The organism is Bacillus paranthracis, from assembly GCF_001883995.1.
Lineage (GTDB): Bacteria > Bacillota > Bacilli > Bacillales > Bacillaceae_G > Bacillus_A > Bacillus_A paranthracis.
In genome coordinates this window covers 56,130-82,698 of sequence record NZ_MACE01000082.1, presented here as the reverse complement: position 1 = coordinate 82,698, position 26,569 = coordinate 56,130, and the positions used below count along the sequence as shown (strand labels likewise).

The 26,569-nt window shown below is 35.4% G+C and carries 17 protein-coding genes and 4 pseudogenes; 19 read left to right on the top strand and 2 right to left on the bottom strand.

The window, feature by feature from the left end; all coding sequences use genetic code 11:
• The first annotated feature begins 486 nt into the window (after positions 1 to 486).
• From BAQ46_RS27190 to cuyA, 5 genes and pseudogenes are all read left to right on the top strand, one after another.
• Positions 487 to 687, top strand: coding sequence for a helix-turn-helix transcriptional regulator (locus BAQ46_RS27190; protein WP_000903050.1), 201 nt, complete (start codon positions 487 to 489; stop codon positions 685 to 687).
• An 8-nt stretch (positions 688 to 695) separates the two neighbouring features.
• Positions 696 to 989, top strand: a complete 294-nt coding sequence (locus BAQ46_RS27185) for a hypothetical protein (protein WP_000925446.1) — start codon at positions 696 to 698, stop codon at positions 987 to 989.
• A 425-nt stretch (positions 990 to 1,414) separates the two neighbouring features.
• Positions 1,415 to 2,955, top strand: a pseudogene (locus tag BAQ46_RS27180) (serine hydrolase domain-containing protein).
• 196 nt (positions 2,956 to 3,151) lie between these two features.
• Positions 3,152 to 4,384: a DUF4073 domain-containing protein gene (locus BAQ46_RS27175; protein WP_071743196.1), complete on the top strand. Its 1,233-nt coding sequence runs from the start codon at positions 3,152 to 3,154 to the stop codon at positions 4,382 to 4,384.
• Positions 4,385 to 4,735: 351 nt separating this feature from the next.
• Positions 4,736 to 5,731, top strand: a complete 996-nt coding sequence (gene cuyA / locus BAQ46_RS27165; RefSeq protein WP_071743194.1) for a D-cysteate sulfo-lyase — start codon at positions 4,736 to 4,738, stop codon at positions 5,729 to 5,731.
• A gap of 169 nt (positions 5,732 to 5,900) precedes the next feature.
• Here the strand turns inward: cuyA and BAQ46_RS27155 are convergent, their stop codons facing one another.
• Complete coding sequence (locus BAQ46_RS27155) at positions 5,901 to 6,191, bottom strand: hypothetical protein (RefSeq protein ID WP_071743192.1); 291 nt, start codon at positions 6,189 to 6,191, stop codon at positions 5,901 to 5,903.
• 105 nt (positions 6,192 to 6,296) lie between these two features.
• Here BAQ46_RS27155 and BAQ46_RS27150 point away from each other — a divergent pair, with 105 nt between their 5' ends.
• The 9 genes and pseudogenes from BAQ46_RS27150 (at position 6,297) to BAQ46_RS27110 (ending at position 15,729) form a co-directional block, all read left to right on the top strand.
• Positions 6,297 to 6,719: a YhfM domain-containing protein gene (locus tag BAQ46_RS27150; RefSeq protein WP_071743190.1), complete on the top strand. Its 423-nt coding sequence runs from the start codon at positions 6,297 to 6,299 to the stop codon at positions 6,717 to 6,719.
• 912 nt (positions 6,720 to 7,631) lie between these two features.
• Positions 7,632 to 9,077, top strand: a complete 1,446-nt coding sequence (locus BAQ46_RS27145; protein WP_001064105.1) for a L,D-transpeptidase family protein — start codon at positions 7,632 to 7,634, stop codon at positions 9,075 to 9,077.
• 371 nt (positions 9,078 to 9,448) lie between these two features.
• Positions 9,449 to 9,664, top strand: a complete 216-nt coding sequence (locus BAQ46_RS27140) for a hypothetical protein (protein WP_001104100.1) — start codon at positions 9,449 to 9,451, stop codon at positions 9,662 to 9,664.
• Between the two features lie 109 nt (positions 9,665 to 9,773).
• Positions 9,774 to 10,076: pseudogene (locus BAQ46_RS27135) on the top strand (LysE family translocator); the annotation flags it as partial.
• 599 nt (positions 10,077 to 10,675) lie between these two features.
• A complete protein-coding gene (locus tag BAQ46_RS27130) occupies positions 10,676 to 11,920 on the top strand; it encodes an MFS transporter (protein ID WP_000678801.1) in 1,245 nt (414 codons plus the stop codon).
• Positions 11,921 to 11,934: 14 nt separating this feature from the next.
• Positions 11,935 to 13,227, top strand: a complete 1,293-nt coding sequence (locus BAQ46_RS27125; protein WP_000549727.1) for an ATP-grasp domain-containing protein — start codon at positions 11,935 to 11,937, stop codon at positions 13,225 to 13,227.
• A 552-nt stretch (positions 13,228 to 13,779) separates the two neighbouring features.
• Positions 13,780 to 14,319 (top strand): hypothetical protein, encoded by a 540-nt coding sequence (locus BAQ46_RS27120; RefSeq protein ID WP_071743188.1) that lies wholly within the window; start codon positions 13,780 to 13,782, stop codon positions 14,317 to 14,319.
• Positions 14,320 to 14,573: 254 nt separating this feature from the next.
• Positions 14,574 to 14,651 (top strand): annotated as a pseudogene (locus BAQ46_RS27115) (DUF1259 domain-containing protein); the annotation flags it as partial.
• Between the two features lie 391 nt (positions 14,652 to 15,042).
• Complete coding sequence (locus BAQ46_RS27110; RefSeq protein WP_071743186.1) at positions 15,043 to 15,729, top strand: YwbE family protein; 687 nt, start codon at positions 15,043 to 15,045, stop codon at positions 15,727 to 15,729.
• Between the two features lie 257 nt (positions 15,730 to 15,986).
• On the opposite strand, the gene BAQ46_RS27105 is transcribed toward BAQ46_RS27110, so the two are convergent.
• Entirely contained in the window at positions 15,987 to 16,589 is a 603-nt protein-coding gene (locus BAQ46_RS27105) for a hypothetical protein (RefSeq protein WP_000554439.1), read from the bottom strand.
• Between the two features lie 392 nt (positions 16,590 to 16,981).
• On the opposite strand from BAQ46_RS27105, the gene BAQ46_RS27100 reads away from it, so the two are divergent.
• The 5 genes and pseudogenes from BAQ46_RS27100 (at position 16,982) to BAQ46_RS27080 (ending at position 26,434) form a co-directional block, all read left to right on the top strand.
• Positions 16,982 to 18,460, top strand: coding sequence for a DHA2 family efflux MFS transporter permease subunit (locus BAQ46_RS27100; RefSeq protein WP_071743184.1), 1,479 nt, complete (start codon positions 16,982 to 16,984; stop codon positions 18,458 to 18,460).
• A gap of 447 nt (positions 18,461 to 18,907) precedes the next feature.
• Positions 18,908 to 22,105 (top strand): bifunctional P-450/NADPH--P450 reductase, encoded by a 3,198-nt coding sequence (cypD, locus tag BAQ46_RS27095; protein WP_048556837.1) that lies wholly within the window; start codon positions 18,908 to 18,910, stop codon positions 22,103 to 22,105.
• Positions 22,106 to 23,000: 895 nt separating this feature from the next.
• Positions 23,001 to 24,974, top strand: coding sequence for a peptidase G2 autoproteolytic cleavage domain-containing protein (locus tag BAQ46_RS31475; RefSeq protein WP_071743182.1), 1,974 nt, complete (start codon positions 23,001 to 23,003; stop codon positions 24,972 to 24,974).
• Positions 24,975 to 25,125: 151 nt separating this feature from the next.
• Positions 25,126 to 25,511 (top strand): annotated as a pseudogene (locus BAQ46_RS27085) (DUF1259 domain-containing protein).
• A gap of 503 nt (positions 25,512 to 26,014) precedes the next feature.
• Positions 26,015 to 26,434, top strand: coding sequence for a MarR family winged helix-turn-helix transcriptional regulator (locus BAQ46_RS27080; RefSeq protein ID WP_001048553.1), 420 nt, complete (start codon positions 26,015 to 26,017; stop codon positions 26,432 to 26,434).
• Positions 26,435 to 26,569 lie beyond the last annotated feature (135 nt).

The window sequence follows — 26,569 nt, the reverse complement described above, 5'->3', positions numbered from 1 at the left end:
TTTTTTTTATTTGAATTTACTACCTCAGTTGGATGTATCATATTTCAATCTCGATAGAATAGTAAAATGGAGTTTATATAGTATATTTTTAATAATTTATTTTATATGTATCGTTTGGATGAAAGAGAGAAGTGCTTGAAGAGTAGTTCTCTTTTTTATCCCGCTTTAATGGGCAGTAAGACCCCCACCTCAAAATTCAGCGAAAGCAAAGAAGTTAGGTGGGGGCAGGCTGCCCATAAAAGTCCGATTGGTGAGGGCTGATAATCAGTGGGGGATGAAGAAAACCCCCACTGATTAAAGTCTCACTTTATTAAGTTTTTGAAACAGCGCATTATGTACATACAGTAAAGAAGTAGAAGATTAGTAGGCATGGGGAGAAATCTTTATGTCTTTTTTTATGAGGATTTTTAATTTTAAAAATATATTGTAAGAAATAATTTAAAATTTGTAAAAAATAATTTACAATTATCTAAAGAGGTGTTGCTATTGTTGCATAATAAAATTGTAGTTTGTCGAGCAGAAAAAGGTTGGACCCAAGAAGAACTGGCAACAAGAGTGGGAGTTAGTCGTCAAACTATCGCTACTCTTGAAAAGAATAAATATAACCCTTCTCTAATTCTTGCCTTTAAAATCGCAAATGTATTTGAAAAGTCGTTAACCGACGTATTTGATTATCTAGAGGAGTGATACATATGTTGTTGTTGTTAAAAATTTTGTTATTTGGTTTAATAGTGATAAGTAAGATGTATGTAATAAAATTTCAATCAAGTGATGAAGCAAATGACGAAAGAGGAAGAGCAATTCTATATAAAACAAATAATGCTTTGTACAATATTCTATATTTAGGTATCCTTGCCATTATTGTTTTACAATTAATTGATATTATTCCTTTGAAATTTCTACCTGATTTGTTGTTATATTTTGCACTTTCATTAAGTGTGTTAGGCAGTATTTTTATATTTATCAACAGAAACAGTAAAAATTACTAATACGAGTTAAGTGTTTAATCTTGTTCTGTTAGTTAATTGAACAAAATTTTTTTTAGTAAGCTACAAAAAATAATCAATCTTCTTCATGAAAATTTAAGGAAGCCAAAAGAACCCACACATTTTAATCAAAATGTGTGGGTTCTTCTTTTTATAAAATGAATATTTGTAGTGTGGAATATATCCAATTGATTAACCGAACTAGTATTTTAGGGGGATTAACTGAAATCATAAATATAACTTCATGTCTATCTTGTTGATGAATTTCATTGTCCTCGGATAAAAAATCAGTAAACCCTTTAAGTATGTATTACTTTGGTTTTTATTACAATTTTGTAAGGTAAAGTAATGAAAATCGATAGAACGGGATATTGGAATGGGATACTCTGATTAACGGGTAGAATATTCTGAAAAAAGGGGTAGGACAAATGAAGAATAGACAAAAAGCATCGATAATATGCAAAAGCATTTTATGTTTAATCATTTGCATATTGATTACGAATGAAGCATGGTTTACAAATGTGGTGAGGGCAGAATCGGGCACGTTGACTGATAGGAGTATAGAGGATTTCAAAAAAAAGCTAGATGAACAGGTACCAAAATGGCAGGGGAATTATAATGTACCAGGGGTTGCAATAGGAATTGTACATGAGGGGCGTATTGCTTATACACTTAACTATGGTTATGTAGATAAAAAGACAAAAAAAGCGGTGAGTGATGATACTTTGTTTCAGGCTGGTTCCATATCTAAAAGTCTTACAGCGTGGGGAATCTTGCATCTTGTAGATGAAGGTCGTATATCACTAGATGATCCCGTTGGAAAATATCTGACCAAATGGAAATTACCTAATTCAGAGTTTAATAATAATGAAGTCAAGATCAGAAGATTATTAAGTCATACAGCAGGGCTGTCTGCACATAAAGGATACCTTGGGGTTGCACCAGGGAAACATCTTGATTCTATCCAGGAGTCTCTGTCTGGAAAAGGATGGCTTAATGAACCAGTGGAGGTTACCAATAAACCAGGTTCAGAAACAATTTACTCTGGTGGCGGATATACAATTTTACAACTTGTAATTGAAGAGGTTACCGGAATACCATTTAATCGCTATATGGAAGAACAAATTATGAAACCTTTAGGAATGAAATCTAGCTCATTCTTACAACGTCCTGAAAATCTTAATCTTTCGAAAGTCTATGGATATTTTGGAGAGGAGGTCCCTAGTTACCAATTTACCGAACAGGCTGCTGCAGGTCTCAAGACAAATGTTACGGATATGATGACATTGATACTTGCAAGCATGGATGCAAATAATAAAGGGAATGGTGTCATCAAAAGTGAACGTGTTGAGGAAATGCAAAAGCCAGTATTAGGGGAGAATGGTTTAGGTATATTTGAAAAAAAACTATCTAATCAATGGAAATTACTTTATCATTCTGGTGACAATCGAGGCTGGCATTCTTTTTATGGTTTCATTCCTAATACAAAGGATGGATTGGTAATCCTTACAAATAGTGAAGGTGGTATAGACTTACGTCAGGATATTTACCACGCATGGATTGAATATGAAACGGGAAAATTACCTGAAAGTTACTTCGCTCTAGCTGAGCAGAGAAAAAATAACTCCATTACATCAATTGTTATTGGAGCCGCACTTGGTATGTACTTGCTACTGTTTGTGATTAGATTGTACAAAGGTAGAAGAACGTTCATTTTTAAGCAAGAGAAGAAATCTTACATCGAATTAGTAGTTAGGACATTTTTACTTATTATTACTGCTGTTCTCGTTTTTTGTGCTGCCGATTTGTGGAGAGTTTTCAGCTTGAATTCCGGTAATACAATAAATTTTATTCTAATAATGGTATGGATTATAACGCTATTAATTAGTGGATTTTTCCCGAAAATTAAAAGTAATAAAAACAACGTATGAAACGAAAAGATTTAACATCAAAATTTACATGTATGTAATGTTAAAGGCTAGAAAGCTAGATTGGCGTGAATCGCTAATTGTGGAGTGCAAAAAACGACAAAATCTCTTAAAAAACACTTAACTTTTTACTCCATCTATCTTTACAATCCCTCCTTATAATGTGAATTGGACAAGCACCTAAGAGAAAGCAGAACATGTCAGTTTGTACATTCTATTATTAGGGGGAGAATTTGTATGAAAAAGACAGTTGCTTCGTTAGTGGTTATGACGGCATTATTACCGACATTTTCAGCACATGCGGAAGGGAAAGAGCAAGTTCGAAAATCAGCTACAACTTTTAATGTTATTAGTGATATTCAAGGGGATTTAGGAGACTTTGATCACGTGTTAAAAGATATGAACAAAGTGACGCCACTTTCTAGAGCGCTTATTATGAATGGGGATATAACGCCAACTGGACAACAGTCCCAATATGATGATGTGAAGCGTGTGTTAAACAAAAATAAGCATCCCGAGAATGTATGGTCAACTGTTGGGAATCATGAGTTTTATGCTGGTAAATGGACAGCTGATGGGAAGTTATCTCAAAGTACATGGCCAAATGGTGTAACTGAGGAAACTTTATTTAACCGCTATCTGAAATTTAGCGGACAAGAAAAAGTATATCATAAAAAAGAATTAGACGGTTATCCGCTTCTATTTTTAGGAACGGAAAAATATATGAAATACCACGATTCAAAAATGTGGGATGAAGTATATATGAGTGATGAACAATTAGGTTGGTTAAAACAAAATTTAGAAGAGTACAGCCAAAAAGATAAAAACAAGCCGATTTTCATTTTTTCTCATCACGTTTTACCTGATACGGTGTCTGGATCAAGACAATCACCGTACTTACAAGATTATTTAAATGTCGATAAGTTGTATGATATATTAAAAGACTATCCACAAGTTGTTTTCTTTACGAGTCACACGCACTGGGATTTAAACTTACCGGACTGGGCTGGTAAAAAGAAAATTGCAGGCGGAGATAAAAAAGGATTTACTGTTGTAAATACGGGCGGGATTGAAACGGGCTGGATGTCAGCTGGACCAAATGGAGGAGAGAAGACTGCTCCTGATGGTTATTCATTTAAACAAGGGTTGCAAGTGAAAGCATATGGTAGCGATGTAATGGTGACAGCTTATGATTACAAACGTGATAAGGAAATAAAGAAATTATTAATTAGTGATTCGAAAATTGCACAAATGGCACCCAATGTAACCGCTGATGATAGTAAAAACGTAGTTGTCGGTGCAACGGAGTATATGGAGTATAATGTAGAAGGAACGAACGAGTGGCTGACGTATAATCCAGGAAACCTGCCCAAATTTGACGGGGACAAAATCGTATACGTACGCCATAAAGGCGAAATGAATTTAGAACCAGGATTAACACAGTTACTCCGTTTTTCGGCAAATAAGTGATTGGAAGAGGGCCTGCTTTTTAAAGAGTGGGCCTTTTTGTATTGTCGATTTTTGTCGGTAAGTCGATATCTCATGTCGAATCGTCGATATATTGAAAAAATCGTTGATATATTTCAAGTTATGAATGATATATTTTAAAAATCGTCGATATAAATTTCATGTACCGTAATATGGTTAAAATCATTATTATAATTTCATGTACCGTATTGAAGATAAAACCTTTAATACAATTCCACTCGCCAAAGCCGAATTCCAACACATTTTTCCCCCAGAAAGATGACTTCATCATTTTTACATGCAATAATAGTAACGTTACATACATTGTGAAAGAAGTACAAAGGAGCGTTATTCATGAATTTAGCTAAATTCCCGAGAAAAAAATATACAGAATCATATACACCAATTGAGAAATTAAACAATTTTTCTGAGGCACTTGGCGGGCCGACTATTTATTTTAAACGAGATGATTTACTTGGTTTAACAGCTGGTGGTAATAAGACGAGAAAGTTAGAGTTTTTAGTTGCGGATGCACAGGCGAAGGGTGCAGATACGTTAATTACAGCTGGTGGTATTCAGTCAAATCATTGCCGCCTAACACTGGCAGCTGCGGTGAAAGAGAAAATGAAATGTATTCTTGTATTAGAAGAAGGGCTTGAGCCAGAAGAGAAGCGAGACTTTAATGGAAACTATTTCTTATATCATTTACTAGGTGCTGAAAATGTCATTGTTGTACGAAACGGAGCAGATCTTATGGAAGAGATGCATAAGGTTGCGAAAGAAGTAAGTGAAAAAGGGAATACACCATATGTCATTCCAGTTGGTGGATCAAATCCTACTGGCGCAATGGGATACGTTGCTTGTGCGCAAGAAATTATGGCGCAATCATTCGATCAAGGAATTGATTTCAGTTCAGTCATTTGCGTAAGCGGTAGCGGCGGCATGCACGCTGGGTTAATTACAGGTTTTGCTGGAACACAAAGTAACATCCCAGTAATCGGAATTAACGTAAGTAGAGGAAAAGCAGAGCAAGAAGAGAAAGTAGCAAAACTTGTAGATGAAACGTCAGCTCACGTTGGTATTCCAAACTTTATCCCGCGCGAAGCTGTTACATGCTTTGATGAATATGCAGGGCCAGGTTACGCGTTACCAACGCCAGAAATGGTGGAAGCAGTGCAGCTGTTAGCAAAAACTGAAGGTATTTTACTTGATCCAGTATACACAGGTAAAGCAGTAGCGGGATTAATCGACTTAATTAGAAAAGGTACATTTAATAAAGAGGACAACATTTTATTCGTACATTCAGGTGGTTCACCAGCTTTATATGCGAATACATCTTTATTCGCGTAAGTATGAAAAAGCATTGGGTATCCAATGCTTTTTGTTATATACTGGAATTATTAGGAGGCCAGAAGGGGGAGTATATGAGTTCAAACTTAAAATGGATGATATACACGATACTCGGTATTTTTATTTTATTAATTTTATTTGTAGCTTATGGAGTTTATTTATATTTCACTTAAGTGAAATGGTAACCGAACCAAAGGAAGAATAAAATAATTGCTGTATTAAATAGAGTAAAACATAAACCGATAATCGCTAAAATTTTCCTTTCATTTCGACTACAAAAAGATATTACCGCTAATAGGATTGCTATAACAGCGGAAGCTAATATGAAGTAAGCGAAAGGCACAACATATTCTACTCCAACCCTGTCTAAAATAGGTGTGAAAAGAAAGAGATTAATCGTAACGAATATACTTACAATGAGAAACGTATAGCTTTTCCAAGTGTATGTTTTTAACTGCATGGAACGATACTCCTTTCTCTTTATTATTTATATTTTTAAGTCTAAATTAATTACCCTCTTTTCAATACAAAATAAAATATTTTGTATTGAAAAGAGGGTATTAATATGAAAGTTAGAAATTGGCCTCTAGTTATGATTAGTATCTGTATATTCATAATAACCGGCTGTTCAAATATACTAGAAAATGAAGAGCAAAGAATTGAAGTGCAAAAAGATATTGGTGATAATGAATATGAAGATTTTAAGGTAGTGACAGATAATAATGAAGTGATGCAAGTAAAGAAAATATTAAAGGATACTATTTTTGAAAATAAAAAAGTGGAAATGTCTCGTCCAGCTGATTATCATTTTATTTTTCAATTTAAAAATCCGAAAATAGAGGCGAAAGCTGTGTTGTATCAAATTTGGATAAGCCCTAATAAGGATACAGTGGAAATCATCTCGGGTGGTAATCGGTACGCTCAATTAGAAGAAAAAAATGCAGCTATTTTGTTTCGGATTGTTACAGGGGAAAAGTTAGCTGAGTAAACTATATTGGATTATAGGAATTCAGTTCATATTTTTCATTTTGAGAGATAATTAGTTTTCAACAATAATAGCTATCTTTTTATGTTGGAATAAACATTGAGAATCGGATAAAATGGAAATTAGACATTGGATTCATGCTCCTTAAGGTGTGCTTTAATCTGCCAACGGATAATAAAACTAGGAAATATATTGTTTTTATAAAGATTCGATGTTATGTTTAGTTTTCTTAATATAATATTTCCCTTATATAGGAGTGGCTATTTGAAGAAATTAATAGTATTAGTTTTATTGGCTACATGCTGTCTCACTATTGCAGGATGTTCTAATAATAGGGTTACAACAAAGGATGAGTCTAAAAATTCAACACCTGTAAAGATTAAACGTATCAATAAAGCGTGGTATAAACATATATAATAGTTTTCAAGAAACTTGAAATTGTTGATGATAAAGATATCATAAGGTGAAATTAGTTAGGCAGATTAGAGGTTGTGAAACCTGGTGACAAGCAGGAAGCATGGTTCGCATTTAAATTAATAAAATATGCGGCATTAAAATATTCACAAAAAAGAGTCTACATGTAGGTCATTTTTTGTGGATATTTTTCATAAATAAGAGATATTCTATGCTGCCTGTCTCTAACTTGGACCTTCTAAAAATTACTTTACTAGGTTAAAATGTTTATAGAGTATCATCCTTCAAAATGCGGTGGGTCCCATAATAACTCGATTGATGTGGTCCTTTTTCGCGTTATTTACTATCTTTATATATCTTTCTATTAAAAAATCTAACTTTAATAGATTAAATGAGATAAAACCTAGTTAAAAACAATGAAATTTCAGGAAAAATAAGGTACACTATTCAATGGTTTTGGTTTAAAATCAATTGACGTTAATGTATACGGGGGAAAGATTGATGAACAACAATACAGTAAATGAATCTGTTGAAGAAGTTGAGAAAAAACGGGTAAGATCAAAAAAACGTTTTACAAATTGGAAGCTTATCGCAGCAGGTGGCGGTGTACTTGCACTTCTCCTTGGGGGAATGAGTTATTATCAGGCAACTCACTTCAATTCTAATGTTACGATTAATGATACAAAAGTCGGTGGTATGAGCGCTGATGAGGCAATACAGAAATTAAAAACATCTGGACTAGCAAACAAAGTTTATATTGATCAACAACAAATTTTAGATGAAAAAGAGACAAAAACGGAACTGACGGAAAAAGATTTGCCGCAAGTTAAGAAACTATTAAAAAGCCAGTGGACATTTTTCCCTTCTTCAAAGGAAAAAGATTATTCATTGCTACCAAAAAAGGCAGAGCAGTATCGTAGTGAAACGATGAAAAAACTTGTAGAAGAAAAGCTCATGTCTATGAATGAAAAATTAAAGGCACCTCAAGATGCTATGGCAAAGCTTGAACAAGGAAAAATTGTTATTTCGAAGAGCGTTGATGGAAAACAGTACGACGTTACGAGTTTACTAAAAGATTACGATAAGCAGAAGCATAAAAGCGAAATTCATTTAAAGTCTGCATACATACAGCCTATTAAAGAAAACGATCCGATTATTAAAAAAGAAGAGAAAGCATTACAGAATCTTCTTACGCAGTCTGTTGATTATAAAGTGCAAAATGAAGTGTATTCATTAAAAGCAAAAGATTTAATTCAAAATGCCTCTATGTCAAAGGATATGAAAGTGACAATCGATGCGAGCGATATTAAGAATAAGGTTGCTGAAATTAATAAGGCTAAATCTACATTACATAAAGACTTCGCTTTTAAAACACATTCTGGTTCGGTCATATCAGTAAAAGGACAAGGATACGGCTGGGCACTAGATGTGGAAAAAGAGACAAAACAAGTTGGGCAAGCTTTTGAGAAAGGTGAAAAATCACTTTCTGCTTCTAATATTCACGGAAATGGTTGGGAGAAGGAAGGGATCGGTTATAAAACAACATCGAATAATGGTATCGGAGACACATATGCAGAAGTTTCAATTGCAGATCAACAAATTTGGATTTACAAAGATGGGAAATTAGTCCTCACAACAAATGTAGTAACGGGTAAACATAGCACAGGTGAAGATACATCACCAGGTGTGTGGTACGTTCTATACAAACGAACACCATATACGCTAAGAGGTAGCGCAGTAGGGAAAGCTGATTATGCAGTGAAAGTAGATTACTGGGTTCCATTCACAAATAGCGGTCAAGGATTCCACGATGCCGGCTGGCGAAAAGACTGGGGAAGTAATGCTTATTTAACAGGAGGATCAGGCGGTTGTGTAAACCTTCTTCCTAACGTTGCAAAAACTGTGTATGATAGTTTGAATACGTATGATCCAGTTATCGTGTACTAGAAAATAGCTACGTATTAAGAACTTAAACGAATAAATAAAGCACCTGATGGTACATGAAAAAACACCTCTTGCATTCGCATACAAAGTGTGCAAATGCAATGGAGGTGTTTTTGTTTGAATACAAGAGTTTATTGCTTATAAGAAGTAAAGTGGAGAGAGATTCAGATGAAGAAACAGGTTTTCAAATAGTCAATAAAATTGACACTGAATATCATTTTCATTTATGATGGAATCGTCGTATGTAATTGGACATGAATTTTATGAAAAAGTCTATTTCTTATATTCATATAATAGATTTCTATTAAGGTATCACATTCAAGAACTATTACTAAATCTTTTAAGAACTTAAACGTAGGAAAGGATAATATAAAATGAACTGGAAAAAAGGCGGATTATGGGTTATTATTTTTTTCGTTGTAAAAGGCACAATTTCTACACTGTTAATCGTTACAGGGGCTAAATATTTTGATTTGTCATTTATGCAACTTTTCGTACTAATATTGATCTTATTACTGATTTCTCTCATAAGTCGAAAATTACTGTATAGACATAAACAAAACAAAAAGCAAAAAGAGCTAAATATATAAGGAAGCCCCAGAGACCTTTGGATTTCTGGGGTTTTATTTATTCAATAGTGAGTTTTGGCTCCGTGATACGAATGGTACACCCCATCAGTTTTATCGGTTGTAAATCAAAAGAAAGATATATTTACAAGGACTCTTAACAAGTCTTACGAATCCAAAAGTCTCTTTATTCTTTATTGCGTTTCTGCCGCAGTTTATAGATACAAAGGCTTCAGGTCCTATACCTTTTATCATTTTAGGAATTACTTTTACAGTAACTGGACTATTGTGGTGTTTATTTGTTGCTTATTTCTCTTCCTATGTCACCAAAAAATTAAGAGGAAATCAAAAGGTAGGAATGATTCTAAATAAAGTAACAGGACTGATTTTTATTGGGATGGGGTTAAAGTTGCTTCAAACAAAGGCTCCTCAATAAACATGAATAAGAAAAAAATGCCCCCTTCAAGAGTTGTTATCTTTGCTTTAAGCTAATTTCTATATATTAAAAACCTCTTCAAATTTGAAGGGGTTTTTTGCATGTTATTTTGGTTTATCTAAAAATTTATTTTATAGTGAATGATCTATTTTAATCAATTGTCATGTGAATATGTCCTCCAATGACAAGGTTAAATCCATTCATTTCGTCATCGTAGCTTCGTTATCTTGCTATTACATTCCAAAATGCGTACAATAGCGTGCCTTCAAGGTTATACTGATGCTGGAGGTGATTCAAAGTGACATACGATTGGAAAATGAATTCGAAACAAACTAATTCACAATCAGATTCTTACAAGTGAATTCCATCAGTATACCATTTGGTTTATAAACGAATGTGGAAGTATCTTTCGGAAGATGAGCTTTTCATTAGCTAGAAGATTTTTAAACATCTAGTCATCATTTGAAACTAAAATCGTTTTTATATTAGGTTTCGAATTTTTATGTGGTACAGACATTAGTTGAAAGGTAGGTTTCGCCTGCTTTGACTTATATCGCAAACTTGATAATTTATAAAGCTGGATTTGATGGGGGGATATTATGAAAGGTAGCAATCATTTTAATTTTCACAAGCTTTGGTTAGGACAGTCTATAAGTTTATTAGGTACTCAGTTTACAATAGTAGCTTTGCCGCTTTTTGCATTAGAGGTGTTACAAACAAGTGAAGCAAATGCTGCTATACTTCGTGGGGTTATATTCGTCCCTTATCTAATTTTTGGGTTAGTAGCCGGTGCTTTAATAGACATTTTTCATAGGAAAAATATTTTGCTAATTTGTAGTATATGTCAAGGAGTATTGTTTTTATCAGTATTCATACTGACTGTAACAAATATTATAACGTTCCCCTTATTGGTAGTTGTCATGTTTTTAAATGGAATATTCACCACATTTTACAACATCGCTATTCCTTCTTTCTTACCGGAAATAGTAACAGATAAAGACAACTTAAAAAAAGGAAATGCTCAACTAGCACTTTCAGAGTCTCTTTCTATAGTAATTGGTCCTATGCTAGCTGGAATCGTCATTACTCTAGTTGGATTAACAGGTTCATTCACTGTTGACGCAGTAACGTATTTTGTTTGTTTTATGTTTGTATTATTTATTTCAAAGTTTAAACCGCATACAGAGGGTTCTTTAAAAGACGTAAATATAAAATCCATATACCAAAACATATATGAAGGTCTGATATATTTCAAAAAACACCCTGTATTAGAGCCAATTGTGACATGTGGTGCTGTTTACGGTTTTTTTAAATACATACTAAATAGTATTTTAGTAATATTCCTTTATAAGGTAATGGGTCTATCTGAAATTGAAATAGGGTTTGTTGTAGGTTCAGCAGCGGTCGGATTTTTAATAGGTAATACGGTTCTCATGAAAAAAAGTCAACAAATTAATAATACAAAAATGCTTATTTATAGCGCTACTGTATCAGTTACCGGTTTGGCTTTTATACCGATAATGGGATATATGGGAACAATTTACGGTATAGTAGCCGCAAGTATTATACATGGTATGGGAGAAGGTGTATTTGGCCCTTACGCCGCAACTATACGACAACTTGCCTCACCAAATCACATGCTGGGCCGAGTAAATGCTGTACAGCGCACGCTTAATTGGGGAGCTTGGGCATTGGGAAGTTTTGCTAGTGCACTTTTAATTTCTATATTCGGGCTTCAAATTACATTATTTATAGGGGGATTTGGAACAACATTGTGTTTAGTGGCGTTGTTAAGACGAGGCATATTAAAAGGAACTGACATTGAATATACGAGTTCATTTTAGGGGAGCTGATATTGATGCATAAGGTATTAAAAGGAACTGACATAGAAAATAAACCACATATTTTATTTATAGGGGGATGGACAAAGCCTATACAAGATGCATTAGACAGTGGGTACACTGTTTCCTATATAGGATCTTACGCTAGACACATATATTTTGATGGATTTATCTTAGAAAAATGTTTCTATAAAAAAGAAATAGATACAACAAACATACCCTTATCTATATACTATGCTGAAGAATTATTTAAAGAGAAACCTTTTGATGTGGTTGTATCTTTCAACGAAACAGCATTAGATACGGCTTGTATAATTGCAAAGATTTTTAATGTTAAAGGACCTTCTTACAATGCTAATATGATAACTCGTAATAAAGACATGATGCGTGAAATTCTAGCAGGTAAAGACTTTTCGATAGATTCGACAGTTTGTAATAATACTGAAGACATTAATGAATTTTTGAATAAAAAAGATAGTGTTATAATAAAGCCGCCGATTGGGGCAGGGGGTAAAGGAGTATGTAAGCTAGACTCGGGAGATGACGTAGGGGTATTTATTGAAGAAAATGGTATTCAACTACCTGTTTTAGTGGAAGAGTATATTGCAGGTGATATAGTTTATACGGTTGAAACCGTTTCTTATAACAAAAAACATTCTATACTTGCTATATCAGCTGAAGTATGTAAAGAAGATACATTTCTAATAAACTATACGATTATGCCGGCACCTATAGATGAATCTCAAAAACAATTAATTATGGAGAAAGTAATGATGTTTTTGAACGACATGCAAATGGAAAATGGCATTACTCATACAGAAATAAAGTTAGACAAACAAAATAAGCCAATAATTATAGAGTCTCAAGTTAGAATAGGTGGGGGCAACATCTGGAAGATGGTGGAACTAACAACTGGCATATCTCAATTTGGATACTATTATGATGCGCTAAATACTGAGACTATAGATGAATTTAGATGTGTACCTTCAAAATGTCATGCTATGTCTTTAAGCTTGATTCCAAAACCAGGTTGCTTAAAAGAAATCAAGTATAAAGGGCTAACTAACATATCCGAAGTCGTATTAATTGATCTAGTAGTAAAAGAGGGCGATACCATACCAACTATTATAGATAGCACGCAACGCAAAGGGGCTATATTATTTACGGCTAATGATATAAAACATATGTATGAAGTTGCAGAGGAAATATGTAACAACATAACGTTTGTTTATGAGGATTTCTCAGAATGGAAACCTTCTTTTAAAAAAATATATGTAAAAAGAAATGTGGCAAATGACTGGTCTATATAACAAAGGATAATTTAAATCACATGTCTCTATTAACCAAAAATCGAATAAAAATGTATTAGCTAGAGCCATGTTTTTTGATGAAAATGACGAGTTTATATAACGAGTCCTTCAAGATCAATTACAATGAGCCGGTTTATCCTTAGTAGGACAAAAATTGGCTTTTTTGTATGAAAATGTGCTTAGTGTGGTTTTTGTTCGAAATACTGGAGAAATCCCATTGCTATCATGTAAAGAAATACATTCTTCCCTAAAATGAAATTTTAGTTTGATAGCGACGAGCTACTGATTGTGGAAAATCTCCAGGCTTCTATTAGCTGCTTAGTTGAAGAATTTGTTCCATAGCTCTTAAGGTATTGTAATATAAATAATAAAATTATCTTTCTGCCATTCATTTAAGTGGCTCAATCTCTACATCTTATGAATTCCCTGAAAGTACTAAAACTATGCAAAATAATTAACCATCCTATGCAATAAAGTTACTCCATTAAAGGACCATATTGTGGTACTGTTAAGGAAAAGCGAGTAATTGCGTTGTACAAGGGGGGTGTTGGGGTGAATGTAATTGCGTGGTTGATCGTTGCTTGTGAAATAGGGTTTTGGGTTGTTATAACTTTAGGTCTGCTCACACGATATATCCTTAAGAAAAATAAATTAGGATTGTTTTTCCTAGCTTTAACACCTGTTATTGATTTAATTTTATTAGTTGTTACGGGTGTGGACTTGTATCGTGGTGCGACCGCTACCCAAGTGCATGCAATAGCTGCTGTTTATATTGGAATCTCAATCGCATTCGGTAGGAGTATGATTGAGTGGGCTGATATACGCTTTCAATATTATGTGATGAAACAAGGAGCGAAACCAGTTAAAAGATTTGGCATGGATTATGCAAAACACTACTTTAAAAGCTGGGGACAACATGTGCTTGCTTTTCTAATAGGTGTCGGAATTTTATTTGTCTTAATCTATTTAATTAACGATTCTTCGCGAACAGAAGTGTTGGCTGGCTTTCTAAAAGTATGGACACTTGTGTTGGGTATCGATCTTTTGATTGCCATAAGCAATTTTATTTGGCCGAAAAGGAAAAAAGGGTAGCAATTTAATAATATGCAATTGGGCGCGATTGTTGAGCAAACACAGGTAGAAAAATGATTAAACTTTTTTATGAAAAATGATTCACTAGCAACAAAAAAAACAAGCATTTTGATCGAGTTTTCTTTCGAAATATTTGGTTTTTTTTTATATTGAAAAATCAATTTTTGTAGCATGCTTTTGATCAAACTTTATTACAAACCAACAGCATTTATGGCAAGCTTATGGGTTAATAATTAATCCACGGCGAAGGTATGTTGATTTACGTTAATATTGAAGACGTTGATGATCCACTAAGCTTCGCAAGGAAAGTTAGAAGAGCGTTATGCAATTAACTTATTTATTAAGTTAGATGAGCAATAGGAAAGGATCTTTCGATGGAAGATCCTTTCCTATTATTCGTAAGTAATAGATTATGCTAATTAAAATATCTCGGATTATTAATGCTTTTTCAATGGTTTCACTAAATACTTGAGACAGCCTCTTTCCATTTTTTGCTTCAAGTTCTTTCATACATAAGATGAAGATTTTTATGAATTAGGTTTACTTGACTAGCAGACGAACGTATTTTTTGCAAGAATCAACATAATAATCTCCATTTTTATTGTAGTATCAGTGCTTAGTAGAAAATAAATATATACGACAAATTTTGACAAAGAAAGGATTGTATTTTTGTTATGCTATGAAAGTTATTGATTTGTAATGTGTATATAGGAGGATTTTTAAATGTCAAAGAAATTGTTATTATTTGCACTTATGAGTTTATGTGTAATTGCTTTAAGTGCTTGTAAAGGTAATGAAGAAAAGTTAAAGGGCGCGCCAAATGAGCAAAAAGTGGATGAAGACAAAAAAGTAGAAGAAGAAAAACGTAAACAAGAAGAGCAACAAAAAGTAGAAGAAGAAAAACGTAAACAAGAAGAGCAACAAAAAGTAGAAGAAGAAAAACGTAAACAAGAAGAGCAACAAAAAGCAGAAGAAGAAAAACGTAAACAAGAAGAGCAACAAAAAGCAGAAGAAGAGAAACGTAAACAAGAAGAGCAGCAAAGAGTAGAAGAAGAAAAACGTAAGCAAGAAGAGCAACAAAGAGTAGAAGAAGAAAAACGTAAGCAAGAAGAGCAACAAAGAGTCGCTGAAGAAAAACGCAAGCAAGAAGAGAAGAAGGCTCAGCAACAGCAATCTACACAACAGGAGAGAACACAAAAACAAGAAAAACCGACACAAGCAACAGGTGGGAAACCAACAAGATCACAAATTTCAGTTGGTTCACATGTAGTTATTCAATTGGATAATGACTATAGTAAAACTGTAAGTGGCGTTGTGAAAGATATTTTGACACATAGTGAAACACATACATACGGCATTAAAGTTCGCTTACAAGATGGACAAATTGGCCGTGTTCAAAGTGTTAAATAATGAAAAAAAGATTTGACTACTTTTCAAATAAATTAAAAAACCCGGTTCTTTCGTAAAGGAACCGGGTTTTGCATTTTGTTGGTGCTACTACACCTCTATTGATTTATCAGATACAAAATAGATGTTTTTATAATTTGAAAGACGAGGAAACGAACTTGGAGGGAGTATTAGAAGCATGTTTAAGAAGATGAAATCAATGGAGAAAAGGAACTGGTTTTTAAGTCTGGGCTATGGACCTATCCTCTCGTTCTAATCCACTAAAAAAAGAACTTCCCCATACCCATTAGACTACTAAGCATTCCAATTCCATTCATAGTGCCTTTTCCTACTGTAAGTAAGTTTCCAAGCATTCCTGGCTGACCGTAACCTCCGTTATTCCCCCATCCCATGGGACTTATCTGTCCGCCCCATCCTGGAGAGTTTCCGAAAATACCCCAGTTATTGTTACTGAATTTAAAAGCTTTAGCTGGCGGTGAGAGTAAGGCGGCAAGATGACCTTGTGCGAACATCCCTGTATGGTTGAATGGTTGAGCCCAGGGGATGGGAGGTTTTTGATAATTAAAACCTGCATGGCTTGGTAATGGGGTCCAATTAGCAGGATGTCCTTGTGGCATCATCCCTGCATAATGGATTGGCTGACCAAAAGAGAAGGGAGGAGGATCGGGAGTGAAAGTCATATAATTGGCTGGTGAATCCGAACCAATTGGATAGAAGCGACAACTCCAATCCTCACAAATCTTCAAACCACTCATTTCGTCAGCTTTATTTATTTGGGGCTGTGAATATAATGATGACATTGAATTTTGGTTATTATATTGTTCCTCGTTTTCCTTTGAATTCACATACCAATATTGGTGCATAAGCTTATTCCCCTTACTTTAAAAATGTAATGTTAGACTTAGCCTATGTAATATTTCTTTTTATGGATGGTTACATAACTAGATTTCCAAGCCTGTATTTAAAGGAATGGGTGTGTGGGCTGTCAGTAAAAAAACATGGATTAAAGTTTCGCTTTATTTTAGAAGGGTATTTTCATTAGCTCTTTTTGTTTATTTTAGCCTAATGTAATTTCGGTTAACAAACGTGTTTACATATTCATTCAAAATTTTAAGCTGGGTAAGTAGAATTGCTAAAAAGAGAATATCCATTCGAAGAGTTTGGCAAAATACTGCAAGGGTAATAAATTCTCGTGCAAATATGCAAACGAGTTAAATTAATCAATGGAATTGATAATGAAGGGGTAAATCAATCTATGAGTGAAACGTTACATAAAAGAAAACCACCATATGTAATGCTTGTAATCCTTTTTATTGGGGCATTTGTTTCATTTCTAAATAACTCGCTTTTAAATGTGGCCTTGCCATCAATAATGAAGGATTTAGAAATTCAAGATTATTCAACAATCCAGTGGCTTTCTACAGGATATATGCTTGTAAGTGGTATATTAATTCCGGCATCAGCATTTTTAATAACCCGCTTCTCCAATAGGAGTTTATTTATTACATCCATGTTGATTTTTATCCTTGGTACGGCTTTAGCAGCTGTAGCACCGAACTTCGGTTTATTACTTACTGGTCGGATGGTTCAAGCAGCAGGTTCTTCAGTGATGGGACCTTTGTTAATGAATATTATGCTAGTAAGCTTTCCGAGAGAAAAAAGGGGAACAGCAATGGGGATTTTTGGGTTAGTTATGATTACAGCTCCAGCAATTGGACCGACACTATCAGGTTATATTGTAGAGTATTATGACTGGCGTTTGCTTTTTGAAATGATTTTACCGCTAGCAATCATTAGCTTACTGTTAGGGATTTGGAAATCGGAAAATGTCATGAGACAAAACAAAAATGCAAAACTTGATTATCTCTCATTACTATTATCTTCTGTCGGCTTTGGCGGTCTGTTATATGGGTTTAGTTCTGCAAGCTCAGATGGGTGGACGAATAAAGTTGTCTTAACAACCTTAATCATAGGCGCTATTGCCCTAATTGCTTTCATTATCCGTCAATTAAAAATGAATGAACCGTTGTTGGATTTACGTGTTTACAAGTACCCAATGTTTGCACTTGCGTCTGTAATTGCAATTGTTAATGCGGTGGCTATGTTTTCGGGGATGATTTTAACACCAGCTTATGTACAAAATGTCCGTGGTATTTCGCCGCTGAGCTCTGGGCTGATGATGCTTCCAGGTGCGGTAATAATGGGAGTTATGTCACCCATTACAGGTAAACTATTTGATAAGTATGGCCCTCGGCTTCTTGGTATAGTAGGACTTTCCATTACAGCTGTTTCAACTTATATGTTGGCAAATCTGCAAATCGATTCTAGTCACACACATATTATCCTTATTTACACATTGCGGATGTTTGGGATGGCGATGGTGATGATGCCACTTATGACAAATGGCCTTAATCAATTGCCAACTCGCTTAAATCCGCACGGTACAGCTGTTAATAATACAGCTCAACAAGTGTCCGGTTCGATTGGTACTGCTATTCTTGTTACGATTATGAATTCTGTAACAAAAACAAAAGCTGAAAGTTTAATGGCTCATGTAGATCCAACAACCTTCACAGAAGCTACGAAGGCAATGGTAACGCAGAAGGCTTTGTTATCCGGAATTCAGCATTCATTCTATGTAGCGCTGGGCATGAATGTTGTTGCGCTACTATTAGTTTTTTTCGTTAAACGTGTAGATACAAGCGTGGAAGCTGTCGAGAGGTTAAATCGATAGAGCAAAATAAAAATCGAGATGATGATTTCTACTAAAAGGGGAAAAGAGATGAAAGAAAAAGTGAAATAATTACACAGAATGAAAAAGGATTTGATATGAATATCAAATCCTTTTTCATTAGCAACAGAGTATACTTGCTTATCGTATTTGTTTGAATTGACATGAGAAACTACTGGTTTTCCTAATACTACAACCTTTAGCTCTCAATTTCTAATAAACATTATAATAATATGCCTCATTGTAATATATTATTTTTTCTGCAAGGTATAAATCTAATGTCAATAGACGGTTTAGATTACCAACCTTATAAGTAATATCATAATCGTGAATAGTTAGGGAAAAGATAAAATAAGGTAATCAATTACATATCTTTTGTCCCATGCGATTCATTGCTATCTTCTTTTTATTGAATGGGATATTTTAGTATTTTTTGAAAGGGTGTTTGTAATGGATAAAAAAGTATCTGCCATTCCTCAGCCGAAAACATATGGACCGCTGGGGAATCTCCCATTAATCGATAAAGATAAACCGACTCTATCGTTTATTAAGCTGGCAGAAGAGTATGGTCCTATTTTTCAAATTCAAACTTTAAGTGATACGATCATTGTCGTTTCTGGACATGAACTGGTAGCGGAAGTTTGTGATGAAACAAGATTTGATAAAAGTATAGAGGGTGCTTTAGCAAAGGTTCGTGCCTTTGCTGGAGACGGACTATTTACAAGCGAGACTGACGAGCCTAACTGGAAAAAAGCTCATAATATTTTGATGCCTACATTCAGTCAACGGGCAATGAAAGATTATCATGCTATGATGGTCGATATTGCCGTGCAACTCGTTCAAAAATGGGCAAGACTGAATCCGAATGAAAATGTAGATGTCCCAGGGGATATGACTCGCCTTACATTAGATACAATTGGTCTATGTGGTTTTAATTACCGATTCAATAGCTTTTATCGTGAGACCTCTCACCCTTTTATCACTAGCATGACCCGTGCTCTAGATGAGGCGATGCACCAATTGCAGAGACTGGATATAGAAGACAAACTCATGTGGAGAACGAAACGTCAATTTCAGCATGATATTCAATCTATGTTTTCTTTAGTAGATAATATTATTGCTGAACGTAAAAGTAGTGGGAATCAGGAAGAAAATGATTTACTTTCCCGTATGTTAAATGTGAAGGATCCGGAAACGGGTGAAAAATTAGATGATGAAAATATTCGTTTTCAAATTATCACTTTTTTAATAGCTGGGCATGAAACAACAAGTGGATTGTTATCTTTTGCAATCTATTTTTTATTAAAGAATCCGGATAAATTGAAAAAAGCTTATGAAGAAGTAGACCGTGTTTTGACAGATCCCACTCCAACATACCAACAAGTTATGAAGCTTAAGTATATACGGATGATTTTAAATGAATCACTACGTCTATGGCCGACTGCTCCAGCATTCAGTCTCTATGCAAAAGAAGATACAGTGATTGGTGGAAAATACCCAATTAAGAAAGGCGAAGATCGTATCTCTGTTCTTATTCCACAGCTACATAGGGATAAAGATGCGTGGGGAGACAATGTGGAAGAATTCCAACCTGAACGATTTGAAGAGCTGGATAAGGTTCCTCATCATGCTTATAAACCATTTGGAAATGGCCAGAGAGCATGTATCGGTATGCAGTTTGCACTTCATGAAGCGACACTCGTAATGGGAATGCTTCTTCAACATTTTGAATTCATCGATTATGAAGACTATAAGCTGGACGTAAAACAAACATTAACGCTAAAGCCTGGTGATTTTAAGATTAGGATTGTACCTCGAAATGAAACTATTAGCCATACTACTGTTCTTGCGCCTACAGAGGAGAAACTGAAAAACCATGAAACCAAGCAGCAAGTTCAGAAGACTCCTTCCATTATTGGAGCCGATAATCTTTCACTTCTTGTTCTGTATGGCTCGGATACAGGGGTAGCAGAGGGCATTGCAAGAGAACTAGCGGATACAGCTAGTTTAGAAGGTGTTCAAACGGAAGTGGCAGCTCTTAACGATCGAATTGGAAGTTTGCCGAAAGAAGGAGCGGTTCTTATTGTAACTTCTTCTTATAATGGAAAACCGCCAAGTAATGCAGGACAGTTTGTGCAATGGTTGGAGGAATTAAAACCAGATGAGCTAAAAGGTGTTCAATACGCAGTTTTTGGTTGTGGAGATCATAATTGGGCTAGTACTTATCAGCGAATTCCAAGATACATTGATGAGCAAATGGCTCAAAAAGGAGCAAAAAGATTTTCTAAACGCGGAGAAGCAGATGCAAGTGGTGATTTCGAGGAACAGCTCGAGCAATGGAAACAAAGTATGTGGTCTGATGCGATGAAGGCATTTGGATTGGAACTTAACAAAAACATGGAGAAAGAACGCAGTACTTTGAGCCTACAATTTGTCAGCCGTCTTGGAGGATCTCCTCTTGCGCGAACATATGAAGCAGTTTATGCATCTATATTAGAAAATCGTGAACTTCAATCATCTAGCAGTGAAAGAAGCACGCGACATATTGAAATATCCTTGCCAGAAGGGGCTACATATAAAGAAGGAGACCACCTTGGGGTACTACCAATTAATAGTGAGAAAAATGTCAACCGAATTTTAAAACGCTTTGGATTAAACGGGAAGGATCAAGTCATATTAAGCGCAAGTGGGCGCAGTGTAAATCACATACCTTTAGACAGTCCTGTTCGTTTATATGACCTTCTTAGTTATAGTGTCGAAGTGCAAGAAGCAGCCACTCGAGCACAAATACGAGAAATGGTGACATTCACAGTATGCCCTCCTCATAAAAAGGAATTGGAATCATTATTGGAAGAGGGAGTTTATCAAGAACAAATATTAAAGAAACGTATTTCAATGTTAGATCTTCTTGAAAAGTATGAGGCTTGTGAAATCCGATTTGAACGCTTTTTAGAACTTCTTCCGGCGCTCAAACCGCGTTACTATTCAATTTCAAGCTCTCCACTCGTTGCACAGGATCGTCTGAGCATTACGGTCGGTGTTGTAAATGCGCCTGCATGGAGCGGGGAAGGGACATATGAAGGAGTCGCTTCTAATTATTTAGCTCAGCGTCATAATAAAGATGAGATTATCTGTTTCATTCGAACGCCACAATCAAACTTTCAATTACCTGAAAATCCAGAAACACCAATTATCATGGTTGGACCAGGTACTGGAATTGCACCATTCCGTGGATTCTTACAAGCGCGTCGTGTTCAAAAGCAAAAAGGTATGAAGGTAGGAGAAGCACATCTATACTTTGGTTGTCGTCATCCTGAAAAGGATTATCTCTATCGTACAGAACTAGAAAATGATGAAAGAGATGGATTAATCTCTTTACACACAGCTTTCTCTCGCTTAGAAGGACATCCTAAAACATATGTACAGCATATAATAAAAGAAGATAGAATCCATTTAATTTCGCTATTAGATAATGGAGCTCATCTTTATATATGTGGTGATGGAAGTAAAATGGCTCCAGACGTAGAAGATACCCTTTGTCAAGCCTATCAAGAAATTCATGAAGTTAGTGAACAAGAAGCAAGGAATTGGTTGGATCGTGTGCAAGATGAAGGGCGATATGGAAAAGATGTTTGGGCTGGTATATGAATGTTTCTTAATTAAATAAGTAATATGTAACGAATGAACTTCTTTCGAATAAGTGAATAACTCATTTATAACAATCCCGTGTTTTTATTCAATACGGGATTTTATTATTTTTAATAAGCTGGACGGATACTGTAGGAAAAGAAAAAATCTCATATGAAACTAAAGCTATATAATCTTAGTTTGATGAGTACGGTGTTAAACACGTCATTTAAAATATAAACCTTTGCGCACTGGTTGAACAGTTTTTAGCACATTGTTAAATCGCTGGGGAATTTATTAAATTAGGTATACTTTCTATAACGTATGAGATGAACTCAGAGTCAGATTTGAATCACGGTGGACGTCACTGAATCACCCGCTTATCTTAACGTGTATTTTGATTCTACTGCCCCTTTTAGTATATAGGGGTATCGCCACATTGCTATCAAGTTAAGGTTTTACAGTACTTCCTAAATGGAAATTTTATTTCTCTATAGTTAGTTATTTTGAGAAATGAGCTCATTTTTTATTTTTGGGGTGTGTACTTTTCTTAAGTTAATGGGCATGGAATACCGTCAGCATTCCGAAAAAATATATGCTAGGAACATGCAAGATTTTATACAGTTTTTCGGATAATCCAGTTACAAACGAGAATCATAAAACTACGTTAGATTAGGAATGTATAAAAAATGAATAGATTCATAGAATAAAAAAGGAGGTTCCCTTGTGAAAGTATCGTTCCTCCTTTTTCCTAGCTACTGATAATGAAATATTACATTAATCTTATATGAATATAATATTTAAGTATTTAAATATCTTATTTTTCATAAAAATGATGGAATGTTTTTTTATTGATTTTATTTTGTTGATTCGGTGCATCTATTAGTTATGATAAAAGTTTTTTTGGAGGTGAATCATGTTAAATAAGAAAAAATGGGAAGGTCTTATATCAGATGATTTTTTGAGTGCAGCTGCATTAGATCCAAATTTGATTGGTCCTACATTACCACCTATCCCTTCTATAACATTTCCAACGGGAAGCACTGGGCCAACAGGGAGCACTGGACCAACAGGAAGCACTGGGCCAACAGGGAGCACTGGACCAACAGGAAACACTGGACCAACAGGAAACACTGGACCAACAGGAAACACTGGACCGACAGGAAGTACTGGACCAACAGGAAACACCGGACCAACAGGAAGCACCGGCTCAACAGGAAGCACTGGCCCAACAGGAAACACTGGACCGACAGGAAGTACTGGGCCAACAGGAAACACTGGCCCAACAGGAAGTACTGGGCCAACAGGAAACACTGGGCCAACAGGAAACACTGGACCGACAGGAAGTACTGGGCCAACAGGAAACACTGGGCCAACAGGAAGCACCGGCTCAACAGGAAGCACTGGCCCAACAGGAAACACCGGATCCACGGGAGACAGCGGCCCAACAGGAAGCACTGGCCCAACAGGAAGCACCGGCCCAACGGGAAACACCGGACCAACCGCAACAATCTGTATTAGAACTGATCCGAATAACGGATGTTCTGTAGCAGAAGGGATAGCCACATTAGCAGAGGGATTTGCCTCTCATGCGGAAGGGGAGAACACAGTAGCAAGTGGAGATGACTCTCATGCGGAAGGAAACTTCACAATAGCATTTGAATTTGCCTCTCATGCGGAGGGAGTATCCTCAATAGCAGGTGGAATTGCCTCTCATGCGGAAGGAGAAAACACAAGAGCAAGTGGAAGAAGCTCTCATGCGGAGGGGACAGATGTAGTAGCAAGTGGGGATGCCTCTCATGCGGAAGGGACTCTCACAACAGCAAGTGGGGATGCCTCTCATGCGGAAGGGACTCTCACAACAGCAAGTGGGAATGCCTCTCATGCGGAAGGAGAAAACACAAGTGCAAATGGGACCGCTTCCCATGCAGAAGGAGTGTCCTCAATAGCGGATGCGGATTACTCTCATGCGGAAGGAGAAAATACCAAAGCAAATGGGATTGCCTCCCACGCTGAAGGTTCAGTCACAACAGCAGTTGGAACTGCCTCCCATGCAGAGGGATCCCTTACAACAGCACTTGGAATTGCTTCCCATGCAGAGGGAGCAGACACAACAGCGCTTGGATTTGCTTCCCATGCAGAGGGAGCAAACACAATAGCAAATGCAAATTACTCCCATGCAGAAGGGCTAAATACCGTAGTAAATTCAATTCATACAGGTTCTCATATTATGGGGCAAAATGGAGTCACCAGATTCCCATTTTCTTGGCATTTAGCAAATGGTCTTGCTGTTGGACCATCCTTAAATTCCGCTGTAATTGAAGGGCTAACAGGAAATCTTTATCTCGACGGTACTGTATTCTTTTCTGCTGCTGCGGATTATGCAGAAATGTTTGAGACGGTTGATAAAAATCCAATCGATGTCGGATACTTTGTAACTTTAGACGGGGACAAAATACGAAAAGCAAACGCAAATGATAATTATATCCTAGGAGTAGTAAGTGCGAATCCAGCAATGATTGCAGATGCAAGTGATTTACGTTGGCATAATCTTTTCGTAACAGACGAATGGGGAAGAACTCAATATCATGAAGTTGTTGTGCCAGAAATAAAAGATGACAAAGGAAGAGTGATTCACCCTTCCTTTACAAAAAGTGAACCTATATTAAATCCTGAGTGGGACTCTTCACAAGAGTATATCCCACGTCTACAAAGACCTGAATGGGTTCCAGTTGGTCTTGTTGGTAAACTTCTGGTTCGAGATGATGGTACCTGTCAAGTAGATGGTTATTGTAAGTCCAATGATGAGGGAATTGCTACAACATCAACTAAAGGATATCGTGTTATGAAGCGCACAGGACCAAATCAAATTATGATTCTAGTTCGCTAAAAGACAAACCACCATTAAACTCCATTAATATAATTGAGTTAACAGGTTTCATTAGATTGTTATTTTCTTCTTGTAACTGAAAAGATTTATTGCTGTTTCAAATGTATGTATTCATTCATAACCTTACAGTAAAAGGGGGATGATTGAAGGTATGGTGTTTAATGAGGAACCAATCTCTCAACAGCTTGCCAGAATTATCAGTGGCCAAGAAGGATTCGTTGGTGGAAAATGCGTGGCAACAATAAATCAGCATAAAATAAAGGCAACTATCTTAGGAAAACGTTTTAGAATAACAAATTCCTCCTCATTCAAATCAAGAGATAATAACACTGGAAGGGCATTATGTCTAGGACGGGTAGCGCTCTTACAAAAAAAGTCAATGGATTTATTGCTACAATTCTTAAACGAGGAATAATTGTTTCGTCTATACACCATGAGTGGTTATGTGATCATTTGAATTTAATTTACGTTAATATCAAAGACATTGATGATTCACTAATTTTTGCAGGAAACGTTAGAAGGGCGTTATGCACGTAATCAAATTCTTTAGATAAATGAGTGATTATGTTAAATAGAAGATTTAAGCGTGTTGAATAGTATATTTTGAAAATAGATTTAAGTGAATGATTTTATAAAAAAGAAGGCGTTCCATATTTGGAATGTCTTTTCTTGATGTTTTAGTTGCTAATGTAGGTGATTAATTAATTATATGTTTCTTATCTTGTGGCAATAAGAACTGGGTAAGATATCCTTAGAGGTGTTTAGGTTGTCTGTAAGTTTCATATTTTATCAAATGTTATTAGAGCATTACAAAACGACAAGGGAGAAATCGTCAGAGGAATATATCCAATTATTCATTTCTTCTATAATATATAGAGGTGGTTTTGACATAAAAAAATAATAGGTAATTCATTTGACAATTAAAATGACCTACTATAATATATATGCCATAGCATATAATTAATAAAATGAATACATTCACTGTGAATAATTGACTGGTATGCTATACTCTTTTATATATTAATTTATAGAGGTGATATATGAACTTACATGATTTAATAGGCTATCTTGTTCATCGTACTGATGTGAAAATGACGAATTATTTTACGAAGAAATTAAAGCCTTTTGGAGTTACGCCAGAGCAGTGGGGGATTATTAGTGTTCTTTGTAGCCAAAGGGCCACTACTCAAAAAGAGTTAGCAGAAGCGATTGATAAAGATCAAACTACTGTCGTAAGAATGATACAGTCAATGGAGAGAAAAGGGATTGTAAAGAAAGCTTTGAATGAGCAAGATCGACGTTCACACAACCTGTTTTTAACTGAAAAAGGTGACGAGTTAAAGAAAACAATCTTGCCTGTAGTGACAGACGCTCACCATTTCGTTACGAGTAATTTGAGCGAGGAAGAAATTAAAGTATTACAATCATTATTAAACAAATTATATGATACACGCTATTAATACTTGTTCCTTATTGATGCTATTCATAAGGAACAAACTTTATTTTATGTATTATATATGCTATAGCATATAATTTGTTTTAAGGAATAGTGGAGATATCTTTATTTTGTATGAGATTCGATTCAGGATCACGTT